Origin of the sequence: Bacteroides sp. 43_46 (assembly GCF_001915455.1) — a bacterium.
Classification (GTDB): Bacteria; Bacteroidota; Bacteroidia; order Bacteroidales; family Bacteroidaceae; genus Bacteroides; species Bacteroides caccae.
Window position 1 is genome coordinate 14,861 of the sequence record NZ_MNQN01000101.1, and the last position, 24,935, is coordinate 39,795.

16 protein-coding genes are annotated in these 24,935 nt (G+C 42.7%); 3 read left to right on the forward strand and 13 right to left on the reverse strand.

Annotated elements, in window-relative coordinates; genetic code table 11:
* Positions 1-129: 129 nt before the first annotated feature.
* The 3 genes from BHV72_RS08910 to BHV72_RS08920 are packed head-to-tail and all read right to left on the reverse strand — an operon-like array spanning position 130 to position 3,110.
* Positions 130-1,332: a TlpA disulfide reductase family protein gene (locus BHV72_RS08910; RefSeq protein WP_122295588.1), complete on the reverse strand. Its 1,203-nt coding sequence runs from the start codon at positions 1,330-1,332 to the stop codon at positions 130-132.
* Positions 1,333-1,359: 27 nt separating this feature from the next.
* Complete coding sequence (gene lpdA / locus BHV72_RS08915) at positions 1,360-2,703, reverse strand: dihydrolipoyl dehydrogenase (RefSeq protein WP_122295587.1); 1,344 nt, start codon at positions 2,701-2,703, stop codon at positions 1,360-1,362.
* 14 nt (positions 2,704-2,717) lie between these two features.
* Positions 2,718-3,110, reverse strand: coding sequence for a PH domain-containing protein (locus BHV72_RS08920; protein WP_005676807.1), 393 nt, complete (start codon positions 3,108-3,110; stop codon positions 2,718-2,720).
* Between the two features lie 106 nt (positions 3,111-3,216).
* Between BHV72_RS08920 and nadB the strand changes: the two genes are divergently transcribed.
* Both nadB and BHV72_RS08930 read left to right on the forward strand, forming a co-directional pair.
* Positions 3,217-4,788 carry an L-aspartate oxidase gene (gene nadB, locus BHV72_RS08925; RefSeq protein WP_005676806.1) on the forward strand — a complete coding sequence of 524 codons (1,572 nt, stop codon included), beginning with the start codon at positions 3,217-3,219 and terminating at the stop codon, positions 4,786-4,788.
* A gap of 2 nt (positions 4,789-4,790) precedes the next feature.
* Positions 4,791-5,066: a DUF4884 domain-containing protein gene (locus BHV72_RS08930; RefSeq protein ID WP_122295586.1), complete on the forward strand. Its 276-nt coding sequence runs from the start codon at positions 4,791-4,793 to the stop codon at positions 5,064-5,066.
* Between the two features lie 64 nt (positions 5,067-5,130).
* Here the strand turns inward: BHV72_RS08930 and rbr are convergent, their stop codons facing one another.
* Positions 5,131-5,709: a rubrerythrin gene (gene rbr, locus BHV72_RS08935; protein WP_005676804.1), complete on the reverse strand. Its 579-nt coding sequence runs from the start codon at positions 5,707-5,709 to the stop codon at positions 5,131-5,133.
* A 248-nt stretch (positions 5,710-5,957) separates the two neighbouring features.
* On the opposite strand from rbr, the gene BHV72_RS08940 reads away from it, so the two are divergent.
* Positions 5,958-7,637 carry a SulP family inorganic anion transporter gene (locus tag BHV72_RS08940; protein WP_122265057.1) on the forward strand — a complete coding sequence of 560 codons (1,680 nt, stop codon included), beginning with the start codon at positions 5,958-5,960 and terminating at the stop codon, positions 7,635-7,637.
* A 255-nt stretch (positions 7,638-7,892) separates the two neighbouring features.
* Here BHV72_RS08940 and BHV72_RS08945 read toward each other — a convergent pair whose 3' ends face one another.
* The 9 genes from BHV72_RS08945 to BHV72_RS08985 all read right to left on the reverse strand — a co-directional run bounded on the left by BHV72_RS08945 (position 7,893) and on the right by BHV72_RS08985 (position 24,933).
* Complete coding sequence (locus tag BHV72_RS08945; RefSeq protein ID WP_122118859.1) at positions 7,893-8,408, reverse strand: GNAT family N-acetyltransferase; 516 nt, start codon at positions 8,406-8,408, stop codon at positions 7,893-7,895.
* 214 nt (positions 8,409-8,622) lie between these two features.
* Complete coding sequence (locus BHV72_RS08950) at positions 8,623-12,504, reverse strand: TIM-barrel domain-containing protein (protein WP_286855604.1); 3,882 nt, start codon at positions 12,502-12,504, stop codon at positions 8,623-8,625.
* A 302-nt stretch (positions 12,505-12,806) separates the two neighbouring features.
* A complete protein-coding gene (locus tag BHV72_RS08955) occupies positions 12,807-14,321 on the reverse strand; it encodes a sulfatase family protein (protein ID WP_005676798.1) in 1,515 nt (504 codons plus the stop codon).
* A gap of 252 nt (positions 14,322-14,573) precedes the next feature.
* A complete protein-coding gene (locus tag BHV72_RS08960; RefSeq protein WP_286855605.1) occupies positions 14,574-16,859 on the reverse strand; it encodes a glycosyl hydrolase family 95 catalytic domain-containing protein in 2,286 nt (761 codons plus the stop codon).
* A 43-nt stretch (positions 16,860-16,902) separates the two neighbouring features.
* Positions 16,903-18,408 carry a sulfatase gene (locus tag BHV72_RS08965; protein ID WP_286855606.1) on the reverse strand — a complete coding sequence of 502 codons (1,506 nt, stop codon included), beginning with the start codon at positions 18,406-18,408 and terminating at the stop codon, positions 16,903-16,905.
* Positions 18,409-18,482: 74 nt separating this feature from the next.
* A complete protein-coding gene (locus BHV72_RS08970) occupies positions 18,483-20,021 on the reverse strand; it encodes a sulfatase family protein (RefSeq protein WP_005676794.1) in 1,539 nt (512 codons plus the stop codon).
* 18 nt (positions 20,022-20,039) lie between these two features.
* Positions 20,040-21,422: a sulfatase gene (locus BHV72_RS08975; protein WP_286855613.1), complete on the reverse strand. Its 1,383-nt coding sequence runs from the start codon at positions 21,420-21,422 to the stop codon at positions 20,040-20,042.
* A gap of 74 nt (positions 21,423-21,496) precedes the next feature.
* The gene (locus tag BHV72_RS08980; protein WP_250539278.1) at positions 21,497-22,888 is read right to left on the reverse strand and encodes a sulfatase family protein; all 1,392 of its coding nucleotides are present in this window, start codon (positions 22,886-22,888) and stop codon (positions 21,497-21,499) included.
* Positions 22,889-23,007: 119 nt separating this feature from the next.
* Complete coding sequence (locus tag BHV72_RS08985; protein ID WP_286855607.1) at positions 23,008-24,933, reverse strand: RagB/SusD family nutrient uptake outer membrane protein; 1,926 nt, start codon at positions 24,931-24,933, stop codon at positions 23,008-23,010.
* Positions 24,934-24,935: the final 2 nt, after the last annotated feature.

A 24,935-nucleotide genomic window follows, 5' to 3' on the forward strand; every position in this document is an offset into this window, starting at 1 on the left:
ACAGGTGGATGCACAATGCTGATAATAAATAATTTATGCATCTACCTACCACCTCCCCCTACGGGTACTCCTCCTTCCAGAAGGAGGAGAATGGAGATACTATTGACTTTTTAGTCAGTCTCTTTTCTACTATTTCAGATTCTTCTTCACCTTTTCCAGAAGTGAACCGGAACCATAACCGGACCACATATCTTGTATCTTCCCGCTAGGAGCAATAAGCACATAATGAGGAATCCCTTTCACCTGATAACTCACAGCAAGTCCCGTACGGCCTCTGCGAAGTTCATTCCACTGGTTGCCACCCATTCCTTTCGTCTTAACATATTCTTTCCAGCGTGCTTTCGGGTCTTCACTGATACTAATCACGGTCATTCTATCCTTATAAGTTTCTATGACCTTCTCCATTTCCGGGATCGACTCCACACAAGGACCACATCCGCTACTCCAGAAATCCAGCAAAATGAATCGTCCCGCAAATTCGGATATATGGCGGAGAGAGTCATTCACGTCATATAGTTCTCCGTCAACCATCATATCTCCTATTCCTGCCACAGAAGGAGGATAAATATAGGCCGTAATCTCCTGTCCGGCATCCGTTTGCTTCTCGGTTTCCGGCATTCGAGCATACAAACTCTTCACTTCTTCCTTATAAGGCATGACAGTTTCGTATTTCATCATAGAAGCATATAGCAGCAGCTTATCTATCCACACTTTAGAGATAGGCGCCTCTTTCATATATTCAAGTTCCTTTTTCCAGATTTCTTGCCGTAAAGGCGTTGTCAACTTCCGGATAGAGTCTATCTTTGCCCAGCCTTTCTTTTCAAATTCCTGATCGCCTGCATGGTCTAGAAACATCATCCGCTGCCAGTCATATTCGGCCGCCAAATGCTGCATCAGTTCTTTTTGCTGAGCCATTGCACAAGCCGTAAAGCGATTTTCTTCCGCCTGTTCGGGGATATCGCTCACCACTTCCCAAGTTTTCAGTAATTTGTCCTCTCCTTTGATTTCTATATACTCCCCCGGCGCTATCCATACTTCCAGCCATGTGCCCGGGAATCCCTTATTATCAGACATTATCAGCATTTTCTTTGTAACAGAGACAGTATCCCGGAAAGAAAACTTGCCATTCAGAAGCGTATCTCTCGCCACAAGGTTGAAAATGTTTCCTTCATCCACATACAGCCCTATCACTATACTATCCAAAAGATTTGCCAGCTCTCCCTGAATCAAATATTCGTTTGCCGGAACTGTTGCTTTCCGGTCGGATGTACAATGACACATCATCACCAGCACCACCGCCAATAAAACCGGAACAATTATATATTTTCTCATATATATCTTTTTATGGTATGTACCGGATTACAATGCTTCCCGGAATATCTCACCCACCGTTGGATGAGGGAAGACAATCTTCTTCCATTGCGCCGCCGTCAACCCAAGTTCAATGGCCGTTCCTGCAAGGGTTATTATCTCTGAAGCCGGGTTACCCAACACGTGCGCTCCAATCACCCGCTCCTGTTCATCCAGCAACACCTTGCAAACCCCGTTCACTCCTTCGTTCTCTGCTACAAAACGACCGGAATAAGCCATTGGGAGCTTTATGACTTGACAAGTAATGCCTTTTGCTGAAGCAGATTCTTCCGTTTCACCTACCCCGGCAATCTCCGGATTGGTATAGACAACCCCCGGAATGGCACGATAGCTCATAGTGTCTTCTTTTCCCAAAATAGAATGCACGGCCACCTCTGCTTCACGAACGGCTGTATGAGCCAGCAAGGAGAATCCGGTCAGGTCACCGCAAACATAAACACCAGGCACGGAGGTCTGCATCTTTTCATCCACTTTGACAGCCCCACGTTCTGTCTTTTCCAAATTCAGGTTTTCGAGCCCGAAACCTTTTGTCACAGGACGACGGCCGACACTCATCAACAGCTTCTCCGCTACCACATTGCCACTTCCTTCCGCATTCTCATAAGAGACAACAGCACCTCCTTCCGTCTGCGACAGGCCGACAACTTTCGTACTAAGCAGGAATTTAATGCCTCGCTTTGCATATTCCGCACGCAACAGAGCAGAAAGTTCCTTATCCATTCCGCCGAGAATCTCATCCAGCATTTCGACTACCGTCACTTGCACGCCCAAGCTATTGAAGAAAGAAGCGAACTCCATTCCTATCACTCCGCCACCGACAATGGCCAGAGAAGCGGGCAGTTCTTTATTATCCAACGCGTCCCGGTGCGTCCAGTAATTCACCGTTTCCACTCCGGGAATAGGGGGAATAAAGGTTTCCGAACCGGTGCAAAGTATCAGGTTCTCACCTTCGTAAGTCTCCTCACCGCAGCGGACTGTATTCTTATCTATGATTTGCGCTTCTCCCGATACTATCGCGACATTGTTCGAAGCCAACTTCGCCTTCACCCCCAATACCAGTTTACGCACCACTTTGCTCTTACGGACAATAATCTTGGATAAATCAAAAGAGACTTCGGATACGTTTATCGCATACTTCGACGCGTGCTTTGCACTATCATAAGTTTTTGCCGAATAGAGCAGAGTCTTAGTCGGGATGCATCCCTCGTTCAGACAGACACCGCCCAGATTGTTCTTTTCAATCAATAATACACTCAAACCGGCTTTGCCGGCAGATTCGGCAGCCGTATATCCCGCAGGACCACCGCCGATAATAATCACTTGGTATTTCATAGTAAATAAATTATTTAGTTCATTTTCTTTTCAATCAGTTCAACAAATTCCCGTTCTTTGACAGGCATGACGGAAGCAAACTTGTCTTTCCCATACTCTATCAATATGTAATCGGTCACCGAGAAACTCCCGAATTTCATAGAACGGTACCTTTGTATAGTCGTAATTTCGGAAATAGGAATTACCTTCTTACGGATAAAGCGTCCACGGGATATTTCAATATTTCCGTTCGTAGTGACCGTATAGGCGGTATGTATAATCTGTTCGATCACTACAATCAGCATGAGCATAAACAGCACAGCCGGCAAGATATATTTACACCACAAAGCACCGACGGCATTTACAGTAAGCACTGCCAAGAGGAAATACTGGTACCAGGCGATGCGGGCATGAAAAATTCGATTCATTTTGTCAGATTTTTGCCTGCAAGGTAGCAATTTTATGAATTAGTGACAACGAAAAGTACAACGAAGTAACTTATTTTGTAGCTTTGCGGTGAGAAATAACAAAATTATGGTAAGAAAATTCGATTTCCTCGTTATCGGCTCCGGAATTGCCGGTATGAGTTTTGCGCTGAAAGTGGCGCACAAAGGTAAAGTTGCTCTTATCTGTAAAAGTGGGCTGGAAGAGGCCAATACGTACTTCGCACAAGGTGGGGTAGCGTCTGTGACCAACCTGCTGGTAGACAATTTCGACAAACACATTGAAGACACCATGAACGCCGGCGACTGGATCAGCGACCGTGCCGCAGTGGAGAAAGTAGTGCGCGAAGCTCCCGCACAAATTGAGGAACTAATCAAGTGGGGAGTGGACTTCGACAAAAATGAGAAAGGCGAATTTGACCTGCACCGCGAAGGGGGACACTCTGAATTCCGTATCCTTCACCACAAAGACAATACGGGAGCTGAAATACAGGATAGCCTGATCAAAGCCGTGCAACGGCATCCCAATATCACGGTAATCGAGAACCAGTTTGCTATTGAAATCCTGACCCAACATCATCTGGGAGTCACCGTTACCCGCCAGACACCGGACATCAAATGCTACGGTGCTTATATCCTCGATCCGAAGACCGGAAAAGTAGATACCTATCTTGCCAAAGTGACTTTGATGGCCACCGGTGGAGTAGGAGCCGTCTACAAGACCACAACCAATCCGCTAGTCGCCACGGGAGACGGCATCGCTATGGTTTACCGCGCCAAAGGTACGGTGAAAGATATGGAATTTGTACAGTTCCACCCCACCGCCCTTTATCATCCGGGTGACCGTCCTTCTTTCCTGATTACGGAAGCAATGCGCGGCTACGGTGGCGTACTCCGTACTATGGACGGCAAGGAATTCATGCAGAAATACGACCCGCGTCTCTCGCTTGCCCCGCGCGACATCGTGGCACGTGCCATTGACAACGAGATGAAGAATCGCGGAGACGATCATGTTTATTTGGACGTCACCCACAAAGATCCGGAAGAAACAAAGAAACATTTCCCCAATATCTACGAGAAATGCCTGAGTCTGGGCATCGACATCACTAAAGATTATATCCCGGTAGCTCCGGCCGCCCATTATCTCTGCGGCGGTATCCTGGTAGACCTGAACGGACAGTCTTCTATCGAGCGTCTATACGCAGTAGGAGAGTGTTCTTGCACAGGACTGCACGGCGGTAACCGCCTGGCTTCCAACTCTTTGATTGAAGCCGTGGTATATGCCGATGCAGCTGCCAAGCACAGTCTGCAAGTCATCGACCAATATTCCTACAACGAGAACATCCCCGAATGGAACGATGAAGGTACCCGCTCACCGGAAGAAATGGTACTCATCACACAGAGCATGAAGGAAGTGAATCAGATTATGAGTACGTATGTAGGTATTGTCCGCAGCGACCTTCGCTTGAAACGTGCCTGGGACAGACTGGACATTATCTACGAAGAGACTGAAAGCCTGTTCAAACGTAGTGTCGCTTCCAGAGAAATCTGTGAATTGCGCAATATGGTGAATGTCGGCTATCTGATTATGCGCCAGGCAATGGAACGCAAGGAAAGCCGCGGATTGCATTACACGATAGATTATCCGCACGCAAAGAAATAATTATGAAAACATTAGCTCAACTCTTTATTTCTTTGTTCTGTATGATAGGATTAGCTTCCTGTTATACAGGCATCCCGCTAAAAAGTGGGAAATCCGAGAACAACAGAACCTACGAAGTAAGTTATCTGTTTGAGCACGACGGAATAAAAGTCTACCGTTTTTTTGATATGGGAAACTATGTATATTTCACCACACGGGGAGATGTAACTAGTATCAAGAATGATTCGACAAGAGAACGGACAATTACCATTTACAAAGACAGTATCCGAAATAAATAGAAAATGAGGCTGATTAACAAGTCAGCCTCATTTTTCTTTATCCAATTAATCCGGTAGACGCAGATTAATAGTTTTCTTTCTTCACTTCGAAATATGCTTGCGGATGCAGGCAAGCCGGACAAACTTCAGGAGCTTCCTTACCTACGGTGATGTAACCGCAGTTACGGCATTGCCATACCACTTCGCCTTCTTTAGCGAATACAGTCATATTTTCGATATTGTTCACGAAAGCCAGATATCTTTCTTCGTGACCTTTTTCAGCGATAGAGATGTTGCGGTACATAGCAGCAATCATCGGGAAACCTTCCTGTTCTGCTACATCTGCGAAGTGAGGATAATCCAGTGACCATTCTTCATGCTCGCCGGCAGCGGCAGCGCGAAGATTTTCGAGTGTAGTACCGATTACACCGGCCGGATAGCTGGCAGTAATTTCAACCATACCACCTTCCAGAAACTTAAACATACGTTTTGCATGTTCTTTTTCCTGATCAGCCGTTTCAGTGAAGATAGCAGAAATCTGTTCGTAACCTTCCTTTTTAGCCACACTTGCGAAATAAGTGTAACGCATTCTTGCTTGTGATTCTCCTGCAAATGAAGTCAACAGATTCTTCTCTGTCTGAGTTCCTTTAATACTTTTAGCCATAATTCTAATCTATATTTTAAATTGGTAATTACCAAACGTAACTTGTCGTACTATTTATAACGCAAATATAAGCGAATTGTTCGTAATAAACCGACTTTTCTTTATGAATAAAAACTATCAGTTCATTGATGAAATCTATCAACAGACAAATAATATGCTGGAGAACATACTTATTTCGATTATTTTATATAATTTTGCAACCTCTACTTTGCAAAAAGGTCAGATTACACGTATAACAACTCATAAAAATGAAGCTATTTGAATTTAAACCCAAGCTGGTTTCTTGTCTGAAGAATTACTCGAAAGAAACGTTTATGGCGGACCTAATGGCCGGCATCATCGTAGGTATCGTGGCACTTCCATTGGCTATCGCCTTCGGTATCGCCTCGGGAGTATCGCCCGAAAAAGGTATTATCACCGCTATCATCGCCGGATTTATCATCTCCCTAATGGGAGGTAGCAAAGTCCAGATCGGCGGCCCGACAGGTGCTTTCATCGTTATCATCTACGGCATTATCCAGCAATACGGTGAAGCCGGACTGATTGTAGCCACGCTCATGGCAGGTGTACTGCTTGTATTACTGGGAGTCTTCAAACTCGGTGCAGTCATCAAGTTTATCCCTTATCCTATCATTGTCGGATTTACCAGCGGTATCGCCGTTACTATTTTCACTACCCAGATTGCCGATATTTTCGGTTTATCTTTTGGAGAGGAGAAAGTGCCGGGAGATTTCGTCGGGAAGTGGATGATTTATTTCCGTCACTTCGATACGGTCAACTGGTGGAACACTATCGTGAGCGTTGTCAGCATTATTATCATCGCCATTACCCCCAAGTTCTCAAAAAAAATTCCCGGCTCACTGATAGCAATTGTCGTTGTCACTGCTGCCGTCTATCTGATGAAAACCTTCGGAGGAATCGACTGCATCCAGACGATAGGAGACCGTTTCACTATCAAATCGGAATTGCCTGACGCTATCGTGCCCGCCCTAGACTGGGAAGCTATCAGGGAATTATTTCCGGTAGCTATCACGATTGCCGTATTGGGAGCTATCGAATCATTGCTGTCCGCCACGGTAGCCGACGGTGTGATTGGCGACCGCCACGACTCCAACACAGAGCTTATCGCGCAAGGCGCGGCAAATATCGTAGCCCCTCTGTTCGGAGGTATCCCCGCTACCGGAGCTATCGCCCGTACCATGACGAACATCAACAACGGTGGCAAGACACCGATAGCCGGAATTATTCATGCAGTAATCCTGCTCCTGATTCTGCTTTTCCTGATGCCGCTGGCACAATACATCCCCATGGCATGCCTTGCCGGCGTGTTAGTCATTGTATCTTATAACATGAGCGGCTGGCGCGTATTCAAGGCTTTACTGAAAAACCCGAAATCAGACGTCACTGTGTTGCTTATCACTTTCTTCCTTACGGTCATTTTCGATTTGACCGTTGCTATCGAAGTAGGATTAATTATTGCCTGCGTTCTCTTTATGAAACGCGTAATGGAGACAACCGAAATCTCTGTCATCACCGACGAGATTGACCCGAACAAAGAATCGGACATTGCCGTGCACGAAGAGAACCTCATCATCCCGAAAGGCGTAGAGGTATATGAGATCAACGGCCCTTATTTCTTCGGTATCGCTACAAAGTTTGAAGACACCATGGCACAACTGGGAGACCGCCCGAAAGTACGTATCATCCGTATGAGAAAAGTTCCGTTCATTGACTCCACAGGCATACACAACCTGACCGTGCTTTGTGAAATGTCGCAGAAAGAAAAAACAACTGTTATCCTTTCCGGAGTAAATGATAAGGTACATAAAGTGCTGGAGAAATCCGGCTTCTATGAACTACTGGGAAAAGAAAACATCTGCCCGAACATAAATATAGCGTTGGAAAGAGCGGAAAGCATTGTAAAATAGCGATGTTTATCAACTAATTACAGGATATATATATCGTGTATATCGGGCATATAGATCCAACGTATTGGACATATAGATCCAATGCGTTGGGTATATATGGCCTACGTGCCGGATCTATATGTCCAGCACACACGGCATACAAGCTACTTAAATCAAACATTATTTCACCAGACTTTCAAGAATAATCCGCGCTTATACATCGCTCTCAACAGTACTGGATCAATAAATGGTACGATCGTTAGAAAAACGATAAGATTATGCCTTATCACAATTCAGGATTGAATACATCTTCATATCCACAACGACGCCATTCTTCACCGCATTCTTTCTCAGCGTTCCCTCCAACTGAAAGCCGCTTTTCTCAAGGATACGACAAGAGCCGATATTATGTGCGAAAGGCTCCGCAAAGAGCCGGATGATATCGGTATTGCGAAAGATATACTCACATATCTGTCTGATGGCACTCGTTCCAAGTCCTTTTCCCCAATAGGGTTCTGCAATATAATAACCTACTTCAGCCGTTTTCGAATGTATATTGCTCTGACGGAACGCGGCTATACTTCCTATTGCCTTGTCATCTACAGTAATGGCAAATGAAAAAGTAGTTTCCGGATCGGCAACATTCATCGCTTGTATGAACTCTTTCGCATCCTCCGCCGTATAGGGGAAAGGAATGCCGTCTCTCAAATTATCAAGCACTTTCTTGTTATTCAGCGTCTCTGCAATGTCATTGGCATCTTCTATCCGCCACCGACGTATTCTACATTCCATACAATCTTTACTATTTGAGGTTACACTCCTTGCTAATACGTCCGTAAAACTACGAAATAAATCCTAGACTGATATAAAGAGCCGATTCTATTTTTTCTAAAAAAACAGAGCAAACAGTAGAGTCGGATTTTTATTTCCAGCCTCTACTATTTGCTCCCCTAACCATTTTACAAGAAAAAATAGATTGAATGATTCAGGAATGCTGCTTCTATCACTAGAATTGATGCATTCTCAGTTCCTTATCAACCAATATTCCGTCTTTCAAAGTCAATTCAAACTTCACTTTATGTTTCGCTTTCAGCTTCAGGACAAACAATTCTTCCGAACCATTCAATGCTTCCTGCTTTCCTATATTGACAAATGTAGGATAGAGCGATTTCACTCCATTGGTATGCAAGCGGTCGTAAGTCAGGTTTTCCATTGCTTTCATATTCAGCGGCTCTACACCAACGAACTCAAAGTCATTCTGATCGTAAGGCAATGCAAAGCTAAGTGCATTCACAGCTTTCAGGTCATTACCCTTCACGCGGATTTCAACGATTTCATCCTTCTGATAGAGGCGTTTCGGGGTGCTGATTGATAAAGAGCCCGATACTTTAAGCGTATCTTTTCTACCGACACCACCTTCGAGCTGAGTAGCTACCACGCTGATATCGTAAGCGTCTATCAGATCATTCATGTTTATATCCCCTTTGCTGATATATCCTTCATAATCAGAATCTCCACGGCGCAAGCCCGTGTAATTCATATAAGAAGTCAAGTCGTTGCGGTCGATCTTACCGTCATTGTTGATATCTCCCTGCAAGTAGCTGGCTGTTCCAGGCACTTTGAATACGTACAATTCGCGGCCGGAACCGTAATTTCCTACACCTTCCGTAACGGCAAGTTTGATATAGCGTGCAGTAGGACGGGACTCGAAGCTGAATATCTTCACATCACCGTTGCGTTTCCAATCGAATGCACCCGCCTCTGTCCAATGTTCCTTATCCATGCTATAATATACCGTACCTTTCAATAATGTACCGTTACCGGCATCAGTACGCGGCAAGTAGTGGAACTTATCCAGTTGGTTCACCGTCTTGAGGTCGATAATCAGATCAAGCGGCATTGCATTCACACGGTACTTCGTATGCCAGTTGTCTCCCGATTCGGCAAAGTCGAACAAACGGTTCACTCCGAATCCTCCCTGAGAAGCGGCAGTTGATTCACCTTCAATTCCGTGAATAGCAAATTCCAACGGATTGGCCTTCGTCGTTACCTGAATAGTTGCCCAGTCGGAAACGCCGTCTTTATTGACAGCACGTACTTTGAAAGAGTACGGAGTTTCTGCATTCAGCCCTTCAAACAATAAATAAGTATTGCGGATAGTCGTATAAAGCATACCGTCGAATTCGATTTCATAGAAATCTGCATTAGCGACCTTATCCCATGTCGGTTTCAAGGTGTATGCTTCGCGGTTTTCTTCGGTCACTTGTGCATTCTGCGGCATGGTCAAAGTACCGGTAGTCACACGGTAACGATCGGCAGGCGCAAAACGGAAACCGTCTACGTTCAGCACAACCTGACTGACCGTAATGTCGGCAGAAGCCAGTTTAACGCGTAGTTGCGGATTCTTTGTAATGACCACTTTCTCAAATTCACTGCCTTTAGTAGCGAATTTATTCAGGTTGGGAGTAGCTTCATACCAGTAGACGTTCTCGCCTTTCAGGAAATCTTCGGCCGTAGTTACTTCCATAAGTTTCACCGTTTTCTTGTTCACCTTAGCGACAAGTTTCTTCGGTTTTTCGGTAACATTGATACGCAATTCCGTCTTTTTATCCTTCACAAAACCGTCAAAGTTTCCGGCTGTCGGATGAATGGTGATAGTAAGACGGTTCTTCTTGTCGTTTACGTCCGATTCAATCAGGGTAGATACTGATTTATTCCGGCGGTAAGCTTCCGTTACACCGTCATCATCATACTCTATGGTTTCAGTGTGCCCGTTCGGGTAGAACTCATAAATACGCAGAGACTTGTCTATCTCGCTAACGTTATTATGAGGGTTGGTCATCGGAATGATAGAGCCATTCTTCACAAATACGGGAAGTTTCCAGATAGGAGTATCGAAGTTGTTGAGAATACAGTTACCTTCGTACTTCTCGCCACTGAAATAATCAATCCAGGAGCCGGCGGGCAGATAAATACCGTCGCGGATATCATTGCCTTTCTCATCAGCCTGGGTTTTCTGATAAACGGGAGCTACAAGGAAATCCGTACCATACATATACTGGTACTGGGTAGCCGTTCCATGCGTATAAGCACTGGGATAATCCAGGAACATCGCACGGATAAGAGGCATTCCGTCTACCGCCTCTTTGGCAAAACTATATGTGTAAGGCATCAATTCGGATTTCAACTTCAAGAACATCCGGTTTATGGATGTGGCCGGTTCGCCTAAAGCATGGGGGTACTTCTCATTGGCGCCCCAGCCGTCCATATTCAATTGCATCGGACTAAATGTTTTCCATTGAAAATCACGTATATTGACTGTTTCATTCTTGCCACCGAAGATTCCGTCCATGTCCGAACAAATGTTCGGTTGACCGGAAAGGCCGGAGCCTATATAAGTAGGGATATGGAAACGAATATATTCCCACACACCGCCTGTCTGGTCGCCCGACCAAATTCCGGCATAACGTTGTGTGCCTGCCCAACCGTCCAAAGAGATAATGAAAGGACGTGCATCATTTCCATAGTAAGGCATAATACGGCCTACGTCAGCCACACCGTTCAACCCGAAGGAGTATCCGGCACCTACCCACGCTACGTCTGTTTTCAGTACACGCACGCCTGCATCACGAACCTCTTTCACAATATCACGTTGCAGCAAAGCACTTACGCCTTCCTTCGGATGCAAGTCTGACTGTGTCCAAAGTCCGATCTCCACTCCGTTTTGACGGGCATAATCTCCCAGACTTTTCAAGTTGGCAATGTTACCGTCCAGCGTTTCGGTCTGTCCGTATCCTGCACCGTAACCGTCGTTGGGAAGCAGCCAGCCGAGGGGCATGTCATGGCTCTTATAGCGGTCGATCACTGCACGAGCGGAGAACTGATAGTTGTTCTTTTCACCGTTCAGGGATTCTTTGATACCACCATTGTCTTTCTGACTTTCTTTGTAGCGTTTTCCATCTTCAAAAAGAATTCCTTTTTCATCTTCTTTCCAATAGTCACGGTTGTAGGCATTTAAATGTCCTTCGTAAAAACCAAATTTGGGGAGTAAAACAGGATTTCCCGTCAGTTGATAGAAGTCGTTCAGCAACGCAACGGCTCCATCGTTAACCATATAAAAAATATCAAGGTAGGAAGAATTGTGAGATAGTTTCACAACATTTTTTTCCGTTGCGCCAAAGTCATACTCACCTTTTTTAAATGTATACCACATCATTCCGTAGCCGTTTGTCGACCAATAGAAAGGGGTAGGGGATGCTACGCTGCCGTCGGTCCAGCTATTCTGATTCTCGATAGCAATGACTTTGCCTTTATGAGAGAAGCGTCCGTTCTGTACGCCGCCACCGTAGAAGTACTCATCCGGCTGCTCTTTCAAAGTAACAGTTACTTTCTTCGGTTCGAATACCACAGGAGCAGTTTCATCAATGACACAGGCATTTGTTCCCAGATTGATGACCTTCATCAGCCCTGTCTGTTTATTCAGTTCGACCCGGACTTTTCCGGTAGCCAATGTTATAATGCCGTCCTTTTCATCTATTGCCAGATTGGATACTTGACGACGAGGCTGGTCTACAAGTATCTGTGCCTCAGGTTTTGCTTCCGGGTCACGGATGATTCCTCCCGAATTATCCTGAAATACACGGAAGATATTCTCTCCGTAAAAATCAATTGTCCTCCGCTGATTATTGGAGAATAACACATCGACTGTTGTCGGATTTACTTTCTTCACACTAAGAATACCCGAGGTCTGTTGAGCCGTGTTCGAAACGACATTACTCATATCGGACTTTTCAGATGCTTGTATGGAAAGAAGTGAAATCGGATAAAAGAGTAAAAACACTGCGATAAATCTAAGTTTTCGCAAACAGAAAGAGTGGTTTTTAATCATGTTTTACTTATTTAGAATTAGACATAAGACTGCTTTTTATTTCTATCTCAACTTTTGTTTTTCCAATACTTCCGCTTTATTTACGGAAATATTTCGCTAATGTATAATAAATACACACCAGTTCATTGTACCCCTATTCAAAAAGGCGTTTTTTTAAATATTCTTTGTTCTTATTACTTTTTTTCACTATTTGCCCAACTTAAACAAAGAAAACAATGGTATACAAAAAAGGAACCGACTTAGAGAAAAACATAAAGATTCAGCTTATTTATCTTTTATCAAAGCATACTTATATTCAACGATTAAAATCTAGTTTTTTTACCCGTACTCAGCTTCAGCGCTTCAAACTCATCAGTAAGCTCTTTTACCTTTTTCGGATATTTATCAGCCAAGTTATGCTTCTGCCCGATATCTTCTTTTAAATTATAAAGTTGATATTCCGTCTGTTTACGATAAGGAGGTATTAACGCCCAATCTCCTTTTCGATAGGCATAATTGAACATACCTTCAATTACCAATTCTTCCCGACCCTTTTTACTTTTACCCAGAAAAGCCTTCAAGGTGTTCCGACTATCAAGTTTATCCGGATAAGTTTGTCCCAACAGTCCGGCAAATGAAGCCAACAGATCCATCTGACAAACAAAAGCGTCGGATACTCCTGGTTTTACCATAGCGGGCCAGCGCAACATAAACGGCACACGTACTCCTCCGTCATACATCGTCGTCTTCCAACCGCGAAGAGGGCCTGCCGGACGGTGCTTACCAACCAACTCTACTGCCTGGTCCTTATATCCATCATCCAACACAGGACCGTTATCGCTCGTCAATATTACAATCGTATTTTCTGCCAGTCCCAACCGGTCCAGTTCTTTCAAAAACTCATCAACACACCAATCAGCTTCGAGAATAACATCTCCGCGAGGCCCCATACCCGACTTGCCAATAAAACGTTCATTAGGTACTCTAGGCACATGCGGCTGATGCAGGCCATAATAAAGAAAAAAAGGACGCTCTTTATTATCTACGACAAATTGCTTCGCTTTTTGAAGAAATAACTGTGCCATATCCTCATCCCGCCATTGTGCTGCCTTTCCCCCTTTTTGGAAACCAATACGGGGCACTCCATTCACTATCGAACCGGCATGCCCAACACTGGGATGCATTCTTAATAATTCCGGATTATCTTTCCCCGTAGGCTCTCCAGGAAAATTTTTCCGATAGTCAACATAAAGCGGGTCTTCCGCCTCAAGCCCTATCACTTTATTATTCTCTAAAAAAACGCAAGGCACCCGATCATTCGTAGCTGCCTGAATAAACGAATAATCATATCCAATCTCAGAGGCTCCCGGATATACTCTTTTATTCCAGTCCACATTACCATCCCCCAGTCCGATATGCCATTTTCCTACGGAACCGGTTATGTATCCGGCCTGTTTCATTACCTTAGGCAAAGTAATTGCCTCTGTATCAATAATCAACTTTGCATTCCCCGGCAATATCTTTGCATCCGGATTTGTCCAGGGATACCTGCCTGTCATTACCGAATAACGACTGGGGGTAGAAGTAGCCGCCGTACAAAATCCTTGAGTAAAACGAATACCCTCATTAGCAATACGGTCCATACCGGGAGTTTGTATTGCATCAGCCCCATAGCAACTCAAATCTCCGTAACCCAGATCGTCAGCAACAATAAGTACTATATTGGGGTGTTGTTTATCTATAGATTTCTTCTCCGGTTGAAACTGTCCGGCCAACAGGGTAACAGGCATCGAAGAAATGCCTGCGAACGCATAAAAAGTCAAATTCAAGTTTTTCATATTTATTTATGTAGTTATTTAAATGTTTTCAAGTTGTTTTTCAGTCTCTGCAAGACCTCCGGATATTTCTCATTTACTATTTTTTCCTCTTTGTAGTCATTAAAATAATCTCCGACAACATTGAGATATGCCTCTTGCTTCTCTTTTCTTCTCTGCCACACCCGGCAAAGCTACTAACAAAAGAGCAACACATACAAATGATGTTCTTTTAATATTATAGCTTCTTTTCATGCATTCCTCAAATTAAAGCCTTCACAAACCAATTCTTTCTAACGTTATTTCTTCACCCGCCCGTGTTTTTAACTCAAGAACTCCATTCTTTTCAGTAATCTTCTTCTTTTTCCCAGCAATCCTAAATTTTCCTTTAAAAGGATTGACCAAACGCAACAAGCCTCCTTTCTCAGAAACAACTTTAACCAAAGAAACATCTCCGTTTTCTAAACTGGCACTTACAACAAAGGCTCCTATGGCACGTAGCTTATCAAACGAAACATCTTTCCAATCGGACGGAATAGCAGGAAAAACACGGATAACTCCACTGTGACTTTGTAATAACATCTCCTGAACTCCGGAGGCAAAAGCCATATTCCCTTCTAATGTAAATGGACGATAAGTAAATCCGGACTTACCACTTCTACTTTGATCTCCATTTGCATGAAAACCATTTCTTAAACAAAAACACTCCGCAAATATACGTAAGGCCTTAGCAGCTCCGTTGCCATCAAAAGCCCGTGCCTTTAAATTTGCCAACCAACTATACGAATACCCGGTCCAACCGCCAGGCCCGTATTTATCTAATGTATTCAAACTAACATCAATAATTTGAGAATCGCTTTTTCCATAAGATTTATCAAGCAATCCTAACGGATGAATTGCTAATAAATGAGAAAAATGTCTATGAGAATGTTCGTATGGATGCCCTACAGCAATAGACAATCCCCCTTGAGCATCAAGAATAAAATCAGGTAATTCTTCCTCCAGTTTCTCCCAATGATCAGCTTCATCTTTCCGCCCTAATTCCCTAGCCAATTCAGCTGCTGCACGAAAAGCAAAACGAACCAATGCACGGTCAAAATTCGTCATCTCTCTAAACCAAGCATCCATACTATTATCTTTAAATTCCGGAGATGAACTTAAAGGTAAACTTCTTATCCCATCTTTCACTATAGTAAACTGCTCCAAATAAGTAGCAACTTCTTTCAAATAGGGATAACACCTGTCTATTAAAAATTGACGGTCCTGTGAATATTTCCAGTATAAATAAAAATGCTGGGAAAGCCATGCGGAAACAGTTGGGCCTAATGAATATTGACACCATCCTCCCATCGGTTGTCCCAGTAAAGTACAAACTCCCGGAACATTCAACCCCTCAGTTCCAAAATAGGTTCTCGTATATCTCTTATTTTCCTTCAGTTGATTCCACAAAGTATGTAAATATCCGTAACTTTCTTCCAGATAATTGCCAGTATAAAAAGGCCAGTAACTCAATTGTGTATTCAAATCGTGATGATAATCACCTTTCCAAGGAGGTAATTGCCCATTGTCAGCTGTCCACACAGACTGTAAAGATATCGGATACGAGTCTTTTCTAGAGATACTCCCCATTTTATAAATTTCATTGTAATATTGCTTTTCTATCACCTTGTCCGGCAATGTGACAGACGAACGGCTATAAAATATATTCCACCAATTTTGGTGAGTCTGATAATAAGCCTCTATTCCGGCATTCATAGCCTCATCCACAATTTGTGATGCTTCTTCTTTTACAAGAGAAGAGGTAACACTCCATACACCTATTATTTTTTCTCCAAACCGCTTCCATTTTACTGCAACCGAATAAGAAAAATCCCCCCAACCAGGTTGATTATAAACAAATTTATCGGATAATGCCCGTTCAACTTTTCCTTGTTCATATCCGAGTCGGAACAGACTATGTTGACTATGATCTTCAGCGGTATGTCTTACTTCTTCATTATAAGAAGGAGGAATTAATAATGGCTCAAAATCAGCTTCTACCCCTTCAAATATAAACCAACCCACAGGTTTTTGGGCATGGACAAAACAGCGTAAGGATACTCCTGATTTCCATACAACTTCACATACAGCTTGTCGTTGATATAAATGCACTTTTTCAACCTTTCCAAAATGTTCTATTGGAAACTCCAAACCCGCACCCGGAATTTTTGAAGGGCCGGGATAAGCGTTATATGGATTATCAAACCGCCTCTGTACCGGTGTATAATCTCCTTTTTGAAGCTGTTCGTACAACCAATGAAAAGAGAAGCCTTCTCCTTCTAATTCTTTAGAATGCCGCAAGTCCCACAAATCACTGCGATCTATGGACATACGCAAACGTTCTCCTTTTTGCCAGATTAAAGAACCAATAGTCGCATTTCCTAGCGGTATTGCTTCATCCCATTTTCTTGCCAAGTCTCGAAATTCCATATCATGCACATGAGTAGAAACAGTTACTACCGAAGCATATGAATCAATAGCCAATAGAAACAATATAGCAAACAACAACTTTCGATAACTCATTATTTTTCACTTACTTAAAATTAGAGGTAAACAAAAGAGAATCTTAAAAATAAACAAAAGGCTTCAGCTCATTTCCTTGTTTATCAATAGGATAAAGAGCGCCTTCTTTTTCCAACCGAGACGACATATTACGAATCATCTCCCTACATTTATCAGGAAATACAGAAGAAAGTTCTTTTTTCTCTTCCTGATCCTCTTTCAGATTATAAAGTACCGCTTTCGGTTGCTTCGGAGTCTCCGGCGAATAATAGTAAATCAGCTTCCAATCTCCCTCGCGATATACTGTGAAGTAATTGCCGCGATGAGCGTGAGGGAAGTGCATAAGGAACGTTTCAAGACGTTTTCTATTGACTTTTCCACTTAGCTGCTTCTTTAGATCGAATCCGTCTATTGCATAATCGGCAGGCAGTTTACATCCGGCTACCGATAAAACTGTCGGATAAATATCCATGATCGTTCCCAGTTGGCTTTGCATACCTCCGGCTTCAATAGGTAACCGCTTCTGAAATTTATTACCTTTCCGGGGCTTTGCCCAACTCACAATAAAAGGCACACGCATACCACCTTCAAACTCCGTACCCTTTTTTCCTCTCAATGGCGCGGAAGAACCATATCCCCGTTCTTCTCCTAAAGGTGCGTCTCCACCGTTATCTCCCAAAAAGAAAATCAAAGTGTTTTCCGCAATTCCCAATTTTTCAAGTTGGTCCATGATGTCCCCCAAAGACTTATCCATGCCTTCTATCAATGTAGCAAAGGCCTTGGCCTGTTCCTTCTTATTTGGGTCTGTATAACGGGACAGAAAACGTTTGTCGGCCTGGAAAGGTGCATGGACAGCATAATGAGCCATATTCAAATAAAAAGGACGCTTTTCTTCCACAGCTTTAGCTATCTCACGGTTAGCCTCTATCGTCAGGGCTTCGCTCAGGAAAGTATCCGTACCATGATATTTCTCCAGATCGGGTACTGCTCTGGCTTTCGAACCTTTAATATGACCGTATCCCCACTCACCATAATAACTGCCGGGATGTCCTATTCCCGACCCCGCAATGTTGACATCAAAACCAAGATTCAACGGATTTTCACCCTCGCTATCCATACAGCCGAAGTGAGCTTTTCCTATATGAATCGTCTTATATCCAGCCTGTTGCAGAACTTTCGGCATGGTCGGAATATCCTTCGTCAGCCCTTTCCAATTCCAATCAGGAGGCCCGAAAGGAGTACGGTTATTACTTTCCGCATTAATCCAGTTCGTAGTGCGATGTCTTGTTGCGTTTTGCCCCGTCAACAATGAGGCTCTGGAAGGGGAACTCACACTTTGCGCATAAAAAGTAGAAAAGCAGATCCCTTGTTCGGCCATCCTCTCCATGTTGGGAGTATGATACCAATTATTTAAAGAATGCCTCACCCGATTTCCGCTCCCGTCTGTCAGAAAAGGAACGGAAGTATCCATAAGTCCCATATCATCTACCAGAAAAACAATAATATTAGGACGTTCCTGATAACCTGCTACCGTTCCCGAGGCTGCTACTAAAAGATTTAATAAAAACATAATTACATTCAATGATTAAAATTCGGTTCTCTACCTACACCTTGCCATATCCCTAAACATCCGAATATCCTATCTTACTTAGTATTCGCTTTTTCCCGTTCCAATATGGCTTTCATAGCTTTCACCTTCTCCGGATATTTTTCAGCCAGATTTTCTTTCTCACCTCTGTCCTTTTTCAGATTGTATAGTTGATCTACCGGAGCATTACCAGTCTCAGTCCTTGTCAGTTTCATAAAAGCTGCCCCTTTATTCGGAGTAATATATTTCCAGGCTCCGTCTGAAACAGACAAAGAACCAGAAGCTTCGATCACATAATCACGTCCCTTACGATCAGTTCCCAAAAAGGCTTTCAACTGATTCTGACTGTCTACTCCGGCACCCGACTGCATCTCTTGTCCCACCAATTCAGCCATTGAAGCAAATAAATCAATCTGAGACACCAAAGCATCCGAAGTTTTACCTTTTTTCACCTTATCAGGCCAGCTGACAATAAACGGAACGCGAGTACCTGCTTCAAAATTACTATATTTACCTCCACGCAGGTTTCCCCAAGGACGATGGTCGCCCAACAGTTCTACCGCCTGATCCTGATAGCCATCATCCACCACCGGACCATTATCACTACTCAATACAATTAAAGTATTTTCCCGCAATCCCTGTTTCTCTAATGCCTCCAGAATCTTACCTACCGTATAATCAAACTGAAGAATGGCATCTCCCCGATACCCCATTCCGCTTTTGCCTACAAAACGAGGATGCGGAAAACGAGGGACATGTACATCATTGGTTCCTACATACAGGAAGAAAGGTTTATCACTATTTCTTTCGATAAAACCTACCGTTTTCGCAATTATCGTATCAGCAATGTCTTCATCCTTCCAAAGTGCTTTACCTCCTCCCTTCATATATCCGATACGGGAAATTCCATTAACGATAGCCTGATTATGACCATGATTCGGAGACGGTTTCAAATTTGTCAATAACTCCGGATTATTCTTTCCGGTAGGTTCACCGGGAAAAGGCTTTGTATAACTTACTTCAATAGGAGCCGATGGATCATAATTAAGCACCTGTTGATTTTCCATCCATACACAAGGCACGCGGTCACCGGTAGCAGCCATTAGGCAAGAGTAGTCAAATCCCAAATCTTCCGGCCCCGGACTAACTTTCTTGTTCCAATCCTGCGTACCCGTTTTATCCCCCAAGCCTAAATGCCACTTCCCGATAGCTCCGGTCGTATATCCGGCAGACTTAAACATATCTGCAATCGTAGTTTGCTCCGGTCGGATAACCATACCTGCATCACCACGGGCAATTCCCGTATCATTTCTACGCCAGGCATAATGTCCGGTGAATAAAGAATAACGTGACGGTGTACTCGTTGAAGCTACCGCATGCGCATCCGTAAAACGAATACCACTACTGGCTAATGCATCTACATGAGGAGTCTGAACGCGATGGGCACCATAACAACTCATATCTCCATAGCCTAAATCATCAGCAATAATAAAGATTACGTTAGGTTGTTTTTCTTTTGCTTTCTTCTGTGCCTGAATCGGCGCTGCGATCAACAAAGAGCCGCTGATACTCATCCATAAATCAAAGTTCTTCATAATATAATTGTTATTGGGTTATTGTTTTTTCGCCTTTATATATGCAGGATTCAGTTCTGTCGGAATATCTGCACGGGTATCTATAAGCCATTTCATCAGTCTGGTATACAGTTCTTTTGCGAGAGTCGGTTGCAAATTAACTAAATTATTCCTTTCCATTCTATCATTTTTCAAATTAAAAAGCTCCATTGACTTATCTTCATAATAATAAATCAGTTTCCAGTCTCCCGAACGGATGATGGAATATGGAGTTGCTCTAAAATCTTTACCAAGCCCCTGATAACCTTCCAAATAAGCAGGAAAATGCCAGAAAAGCGCTCTTTGAACTTTCGATGTACCTTTCTTCATCCGATCAAAAATATTCTCGCCATCAAGCCCGTTATCCGGTATTCCACCAGTCAATGCTACTAAAGTAGGATAGAAATCAACTCCTGTTACAGGTTCTGAAACTACTGTTCCCGCTTTTATCTTACGAGGGTATTTCATTATAAGCGGAACTCTGATTCCTCCTTCATAAGGCATTCCTTTGGCTCCTCTAAGCCGGAAATTATTGGTTGCTGCCGCAGCACCTCCATTATCAGAATAAAAGACAATAAGCGTATTTTCCGAAAGTCCTAATGAGTCAATAGCATGACATAACCTGCCTACATTCCAATCCAGATTTTCTACCATAGCCGCATAAATTGCATTCGTCTGATACTTCCCCTTAGTCTTTTTCTGATATTTATCGACCAAAGTCTGGGGAGCCTTTAAAGGCGTATGAACCGCATGATGCGCCATATAGAGGAAAAAAGGCTTGTCTTTTGTCTGTTCTACAAATTTAATAGCTTCACTTGTCAAACGATCTGTCAGGTACTCTCCCTCACTCCCCTCATCCAATCCCAAATGGCACTTTTGCTTTCTACAATAAGGGTAAAAATAAGAGTAAGGTGAACCAGCCCTGTCGCCGGCTATATTATAATCAAATCCCTGTGATAGGGGACCGGTTTTACTGCCATCAAGATCACTACCCAAATGCCATTTCCCGATATGCCCGCACACATATCCCTGCTGTTTTAATGCCTCTCCCAAAGTAACAAGGTCTGTCCGCACATCCTCCGTATTTGTAATAGGAATCAATTTACGCTTGGTTTTATCTCCTCTCGCTGAAGGACTCACAGTATATACTCCGTGTCTCGGAGTATAGAGACCTGTCATAAAACAGGCACGGCTCGGTGCCGAATTGGCTGCCGCTGCATAAGCATTATCAAAGAAAACCCCTTCAGAAGCCAGTTTATCAATATTAGGCGTCTCATAATAATCACTTCCGGTTATGCCAAGATCATTCCAACCCAAATCGTCAGCCATGATAAATACAATATTGGGACGTTCGTTCTGTGCATGTAAGGCTGATACAAACATACACCCACCAGCCAATATCGGAAAATATAAATGTCTCATCCGTCTCTTTTTTTTATGGATACTTAATAAGTTATCTATTTTTTCTTATATAAATCCTGAGCTGTTTTAATCTCATTATGCATCAACTGCTGATGATACCTATTGGTTATTTTTCGCCAGCCTTCTTCCAGCCATGAGGGTTCAATACACTCATTTTTCTCCCATTTAGCCAATTTTTTCGCCAGTTTACGATACAAATCCGGCTCTTTGTTTATCAAATTATTCATCTCTTCAGGATCTCTTCGGATATTATACAATACAGAATCAACCCCATGAGTGATGATTAATTTATAATCTCCCGAACGAATAGCACGTGTATCCATTTTACGCCAGTATAACACTTTATGGGGTTCCCCTTTTTTACCTTTCAGGTAAGGTAGTAATGATACACCGTCCAATCTATTACGTGTTTTCGATATACTGGCCGCATCAATAGCTGTCGCAAAAATATCCAAAGAAGAAACCAAACCATCATAAGGCTTGCCGGCAGGGATTCCATTCTTCCATACTACAAAATAAGGCACACGATGTCCACCTTCAAATTTATTTCCTTTAAAACCCTTCAAAGGATAATTTGAAGACTGATTGGTAGTGGCTCCTCCGTTATCACTTAAGAAAAAAATCAATGTATTATCAAATTTCCCACTATCTTTCAGTCCACGAATTACAGTGCCTACGCCCCTGTCGAGTGCATAGGTCATTGCAGCAAGTTTTTGTCTCGGATGCCCTTCAAACTTAGCCATATCTTCATCGGTTGCTTGCATTGGAGTATGCACCGCATTATAAGCCAAATACATCATGAAAGGCTGAGAACTTTCATTTATAAACTCAACCGCTTTTTCACTGAAAGCATCAGTCAAATACTTCTCAAATTTCACTTGCCTGTCATTCAATAACAGGTTACGTTCATCACCGGGACGGTCACTCTTTTTTTCATTATAAAAATAATCACGTCCCCCCGCTTTCATACCGTAAAACAAATCAAATCCACGATTATTAGGATGTTGTTCATCCCTACTTCCCAAATGCCACTTACCAATAGCAGCAGTACGATATCCATTCGTTTTAAATACTTCCGCAATCGTTTCTTCTTCCAAAGGAAGGCCATTAGTACGGTCCGATAAGTTACATTCATAGCCGAACCGATGTCCATAACGCCCTGTGATAAGACAAGCTCTTGAGGGACTGCTTACTGTCGCAGCCACATGAGCATCGGTAAATACGACTCCCTCACTGGTTAAAGCATCAATATTAGGAGTTTGCATCTCTTTTGATCCCATAAATCCGAAGTCATTATAACCCGCATCATCAATCAAGATCACCAATATATTCGGATTTTTATCAGTTTTACTTTCTACCGCCGAGACGGTCTGAATGTCGCCGGAAGCTAACAATCCGGGAAGACATATATACTTTAGCAAGTTCATACTTTTAGTAATCTCTTTTTAAGGTGTAATGCTTTCTAGAACTAGACAAACATAAATAAAAGAGGCTTATACGAACCCAAGAAGTATCAATATAAGCCTCCTTCAAACAATAATTATGATTAATATCCCGGATTTTGGACAATATGAGGAACCTTATTGGTTTCTGTCATAGGAATAGGCATCAAATATTGTGCCTGTTTAAAAGTACGAATATTCTGTAATTCAGTTGGCACAAAGAATGTCTCATCTGTATCTCCTTCAATATTCATACCCCATACTTTCTCACCCAAAATGCCTGCATCTTTCCAACGGCGTAAATCCCAGAAACGTTGGTTCTCCAAATAAAATTCTATCTGCCGTTCTCTGCGTACTATCTCTCTAAGTCCCTCAGCAGTATTCGCTTTCTCCGGATGATTCGCCTTTTTCCATGCCTCATCAATAGTAGGAATACCTGCACGAACACGAATTTTATCAATTAAATCTTTAGCTTCTTCCAAGCGTCCCGTCGTATTCTCCAAAGCATCCAGTTCTATTAAAATCTCAGCTAAATTCAAATACATTTCTGCCATACGAATCACCGGATAGGGGTAATGAACCGGACCATTCTGAAACGCAGGATGAACGAACTTCTTATTCAGATATCCGGTACCTGTGTAATTACCTGTTTGTCCATCTTCCCAGCCATTAGCATCATTTTTTCTGAATTTCACTACTATAGCCTTTTTTGCATTATTCGTATTAACTACTTTTCCATTATATTTCATGATCTCATAATTTCCATTATGAAATGCAATCCACGCAAAGAAACGCGGCTCTCGGTTTAAATGTAAATTCAAAGTTCTTCCATTTGATTGAGCAAAATAATTATTTCCATCATAATTTACCGGCATATTCACAATTTTATATCTCCCTGAATAATCGAATTCTTTATCCTCATCAATAGGTAAACCATTTTTTGTGTAGAACATCTCAACAGTCTGTAATGTCGGAGCCAAAATACCCCATGAATTTTTATATCCATTAGATGCCTTTTGTTTTGGAGTAGACTGATTCTGAAGAGCATACGTCCCTTCTTTACGAGTATCAACCATGATCACTTCTGGATTTGTGCCACCTACATTATCCATAAAAGTATAACGTACAGCACGTTGAGCTTTATTCACGGGCCCCGGTTTATTAGCCGAAGGAGTACCAGCATCATCATGTCCTACTTCATTATATAAACGATAACCGGCATTCTCCAAATCAGCAATTGCCTTACGTGTCACCGTCTCTGCAGTTTTCCACTTTTCTATGTCAACCGTCTGAGATATTAGAAAACGGCCATCCAACGGACTTTTAAAGCCTGCAAAGAAATCAGAGTTGCCATTAAACAAAGGAGAAGCAGCATACAAATGTACTTTCGCACGTAAAGCTTCTGCCACATACTTCGTAAAACGCCCGTAATCATCTCCATCATGTTTCTCAGCTAGCCCTATTGTTTCCGCCTCAGTAATCTTTTCATCAATAAATTGAACTACTTCATCTACACTCGAACGCTCGGGAAGTTCTTCAATAGGGGTAAGCGGATCTATGTTCTCTCTCATAATTACCGAAGGACCATAGGCTCGGAAAGACAACCAATGATAATAAGCAATCAACAAGGTAGCTTCTGCTTTATAATACTGTAAATCATCCGGTTCTATGTCAGGTGTAAAATCCACCACACTCAAAAACTGATAACATTGATGCAAACCTGTCCAAATATTATCATAATATCCTTTTGTCAACTGTGGCGAACTCGGTGAATAATAACCACGCGGAAAAGTAACCCATTCACTTTTTTCGATCACATTAATAATCTCCGCTGCCGAATATTTATCAAGCGCTTCACTCACTCGCGGATCAGGCATTTTTGAATAACAAGAATACAAATAATTCTTTGCTGCCTGAGGATTCTGATAAGTGTTTTCCGGTGTATTACGCTCATCCGGAACAATATCCAAATAATTACATCCAGAAAGGAGTACTCCTCCCATTAATAATATAATTGCAAACTTTTTCATAG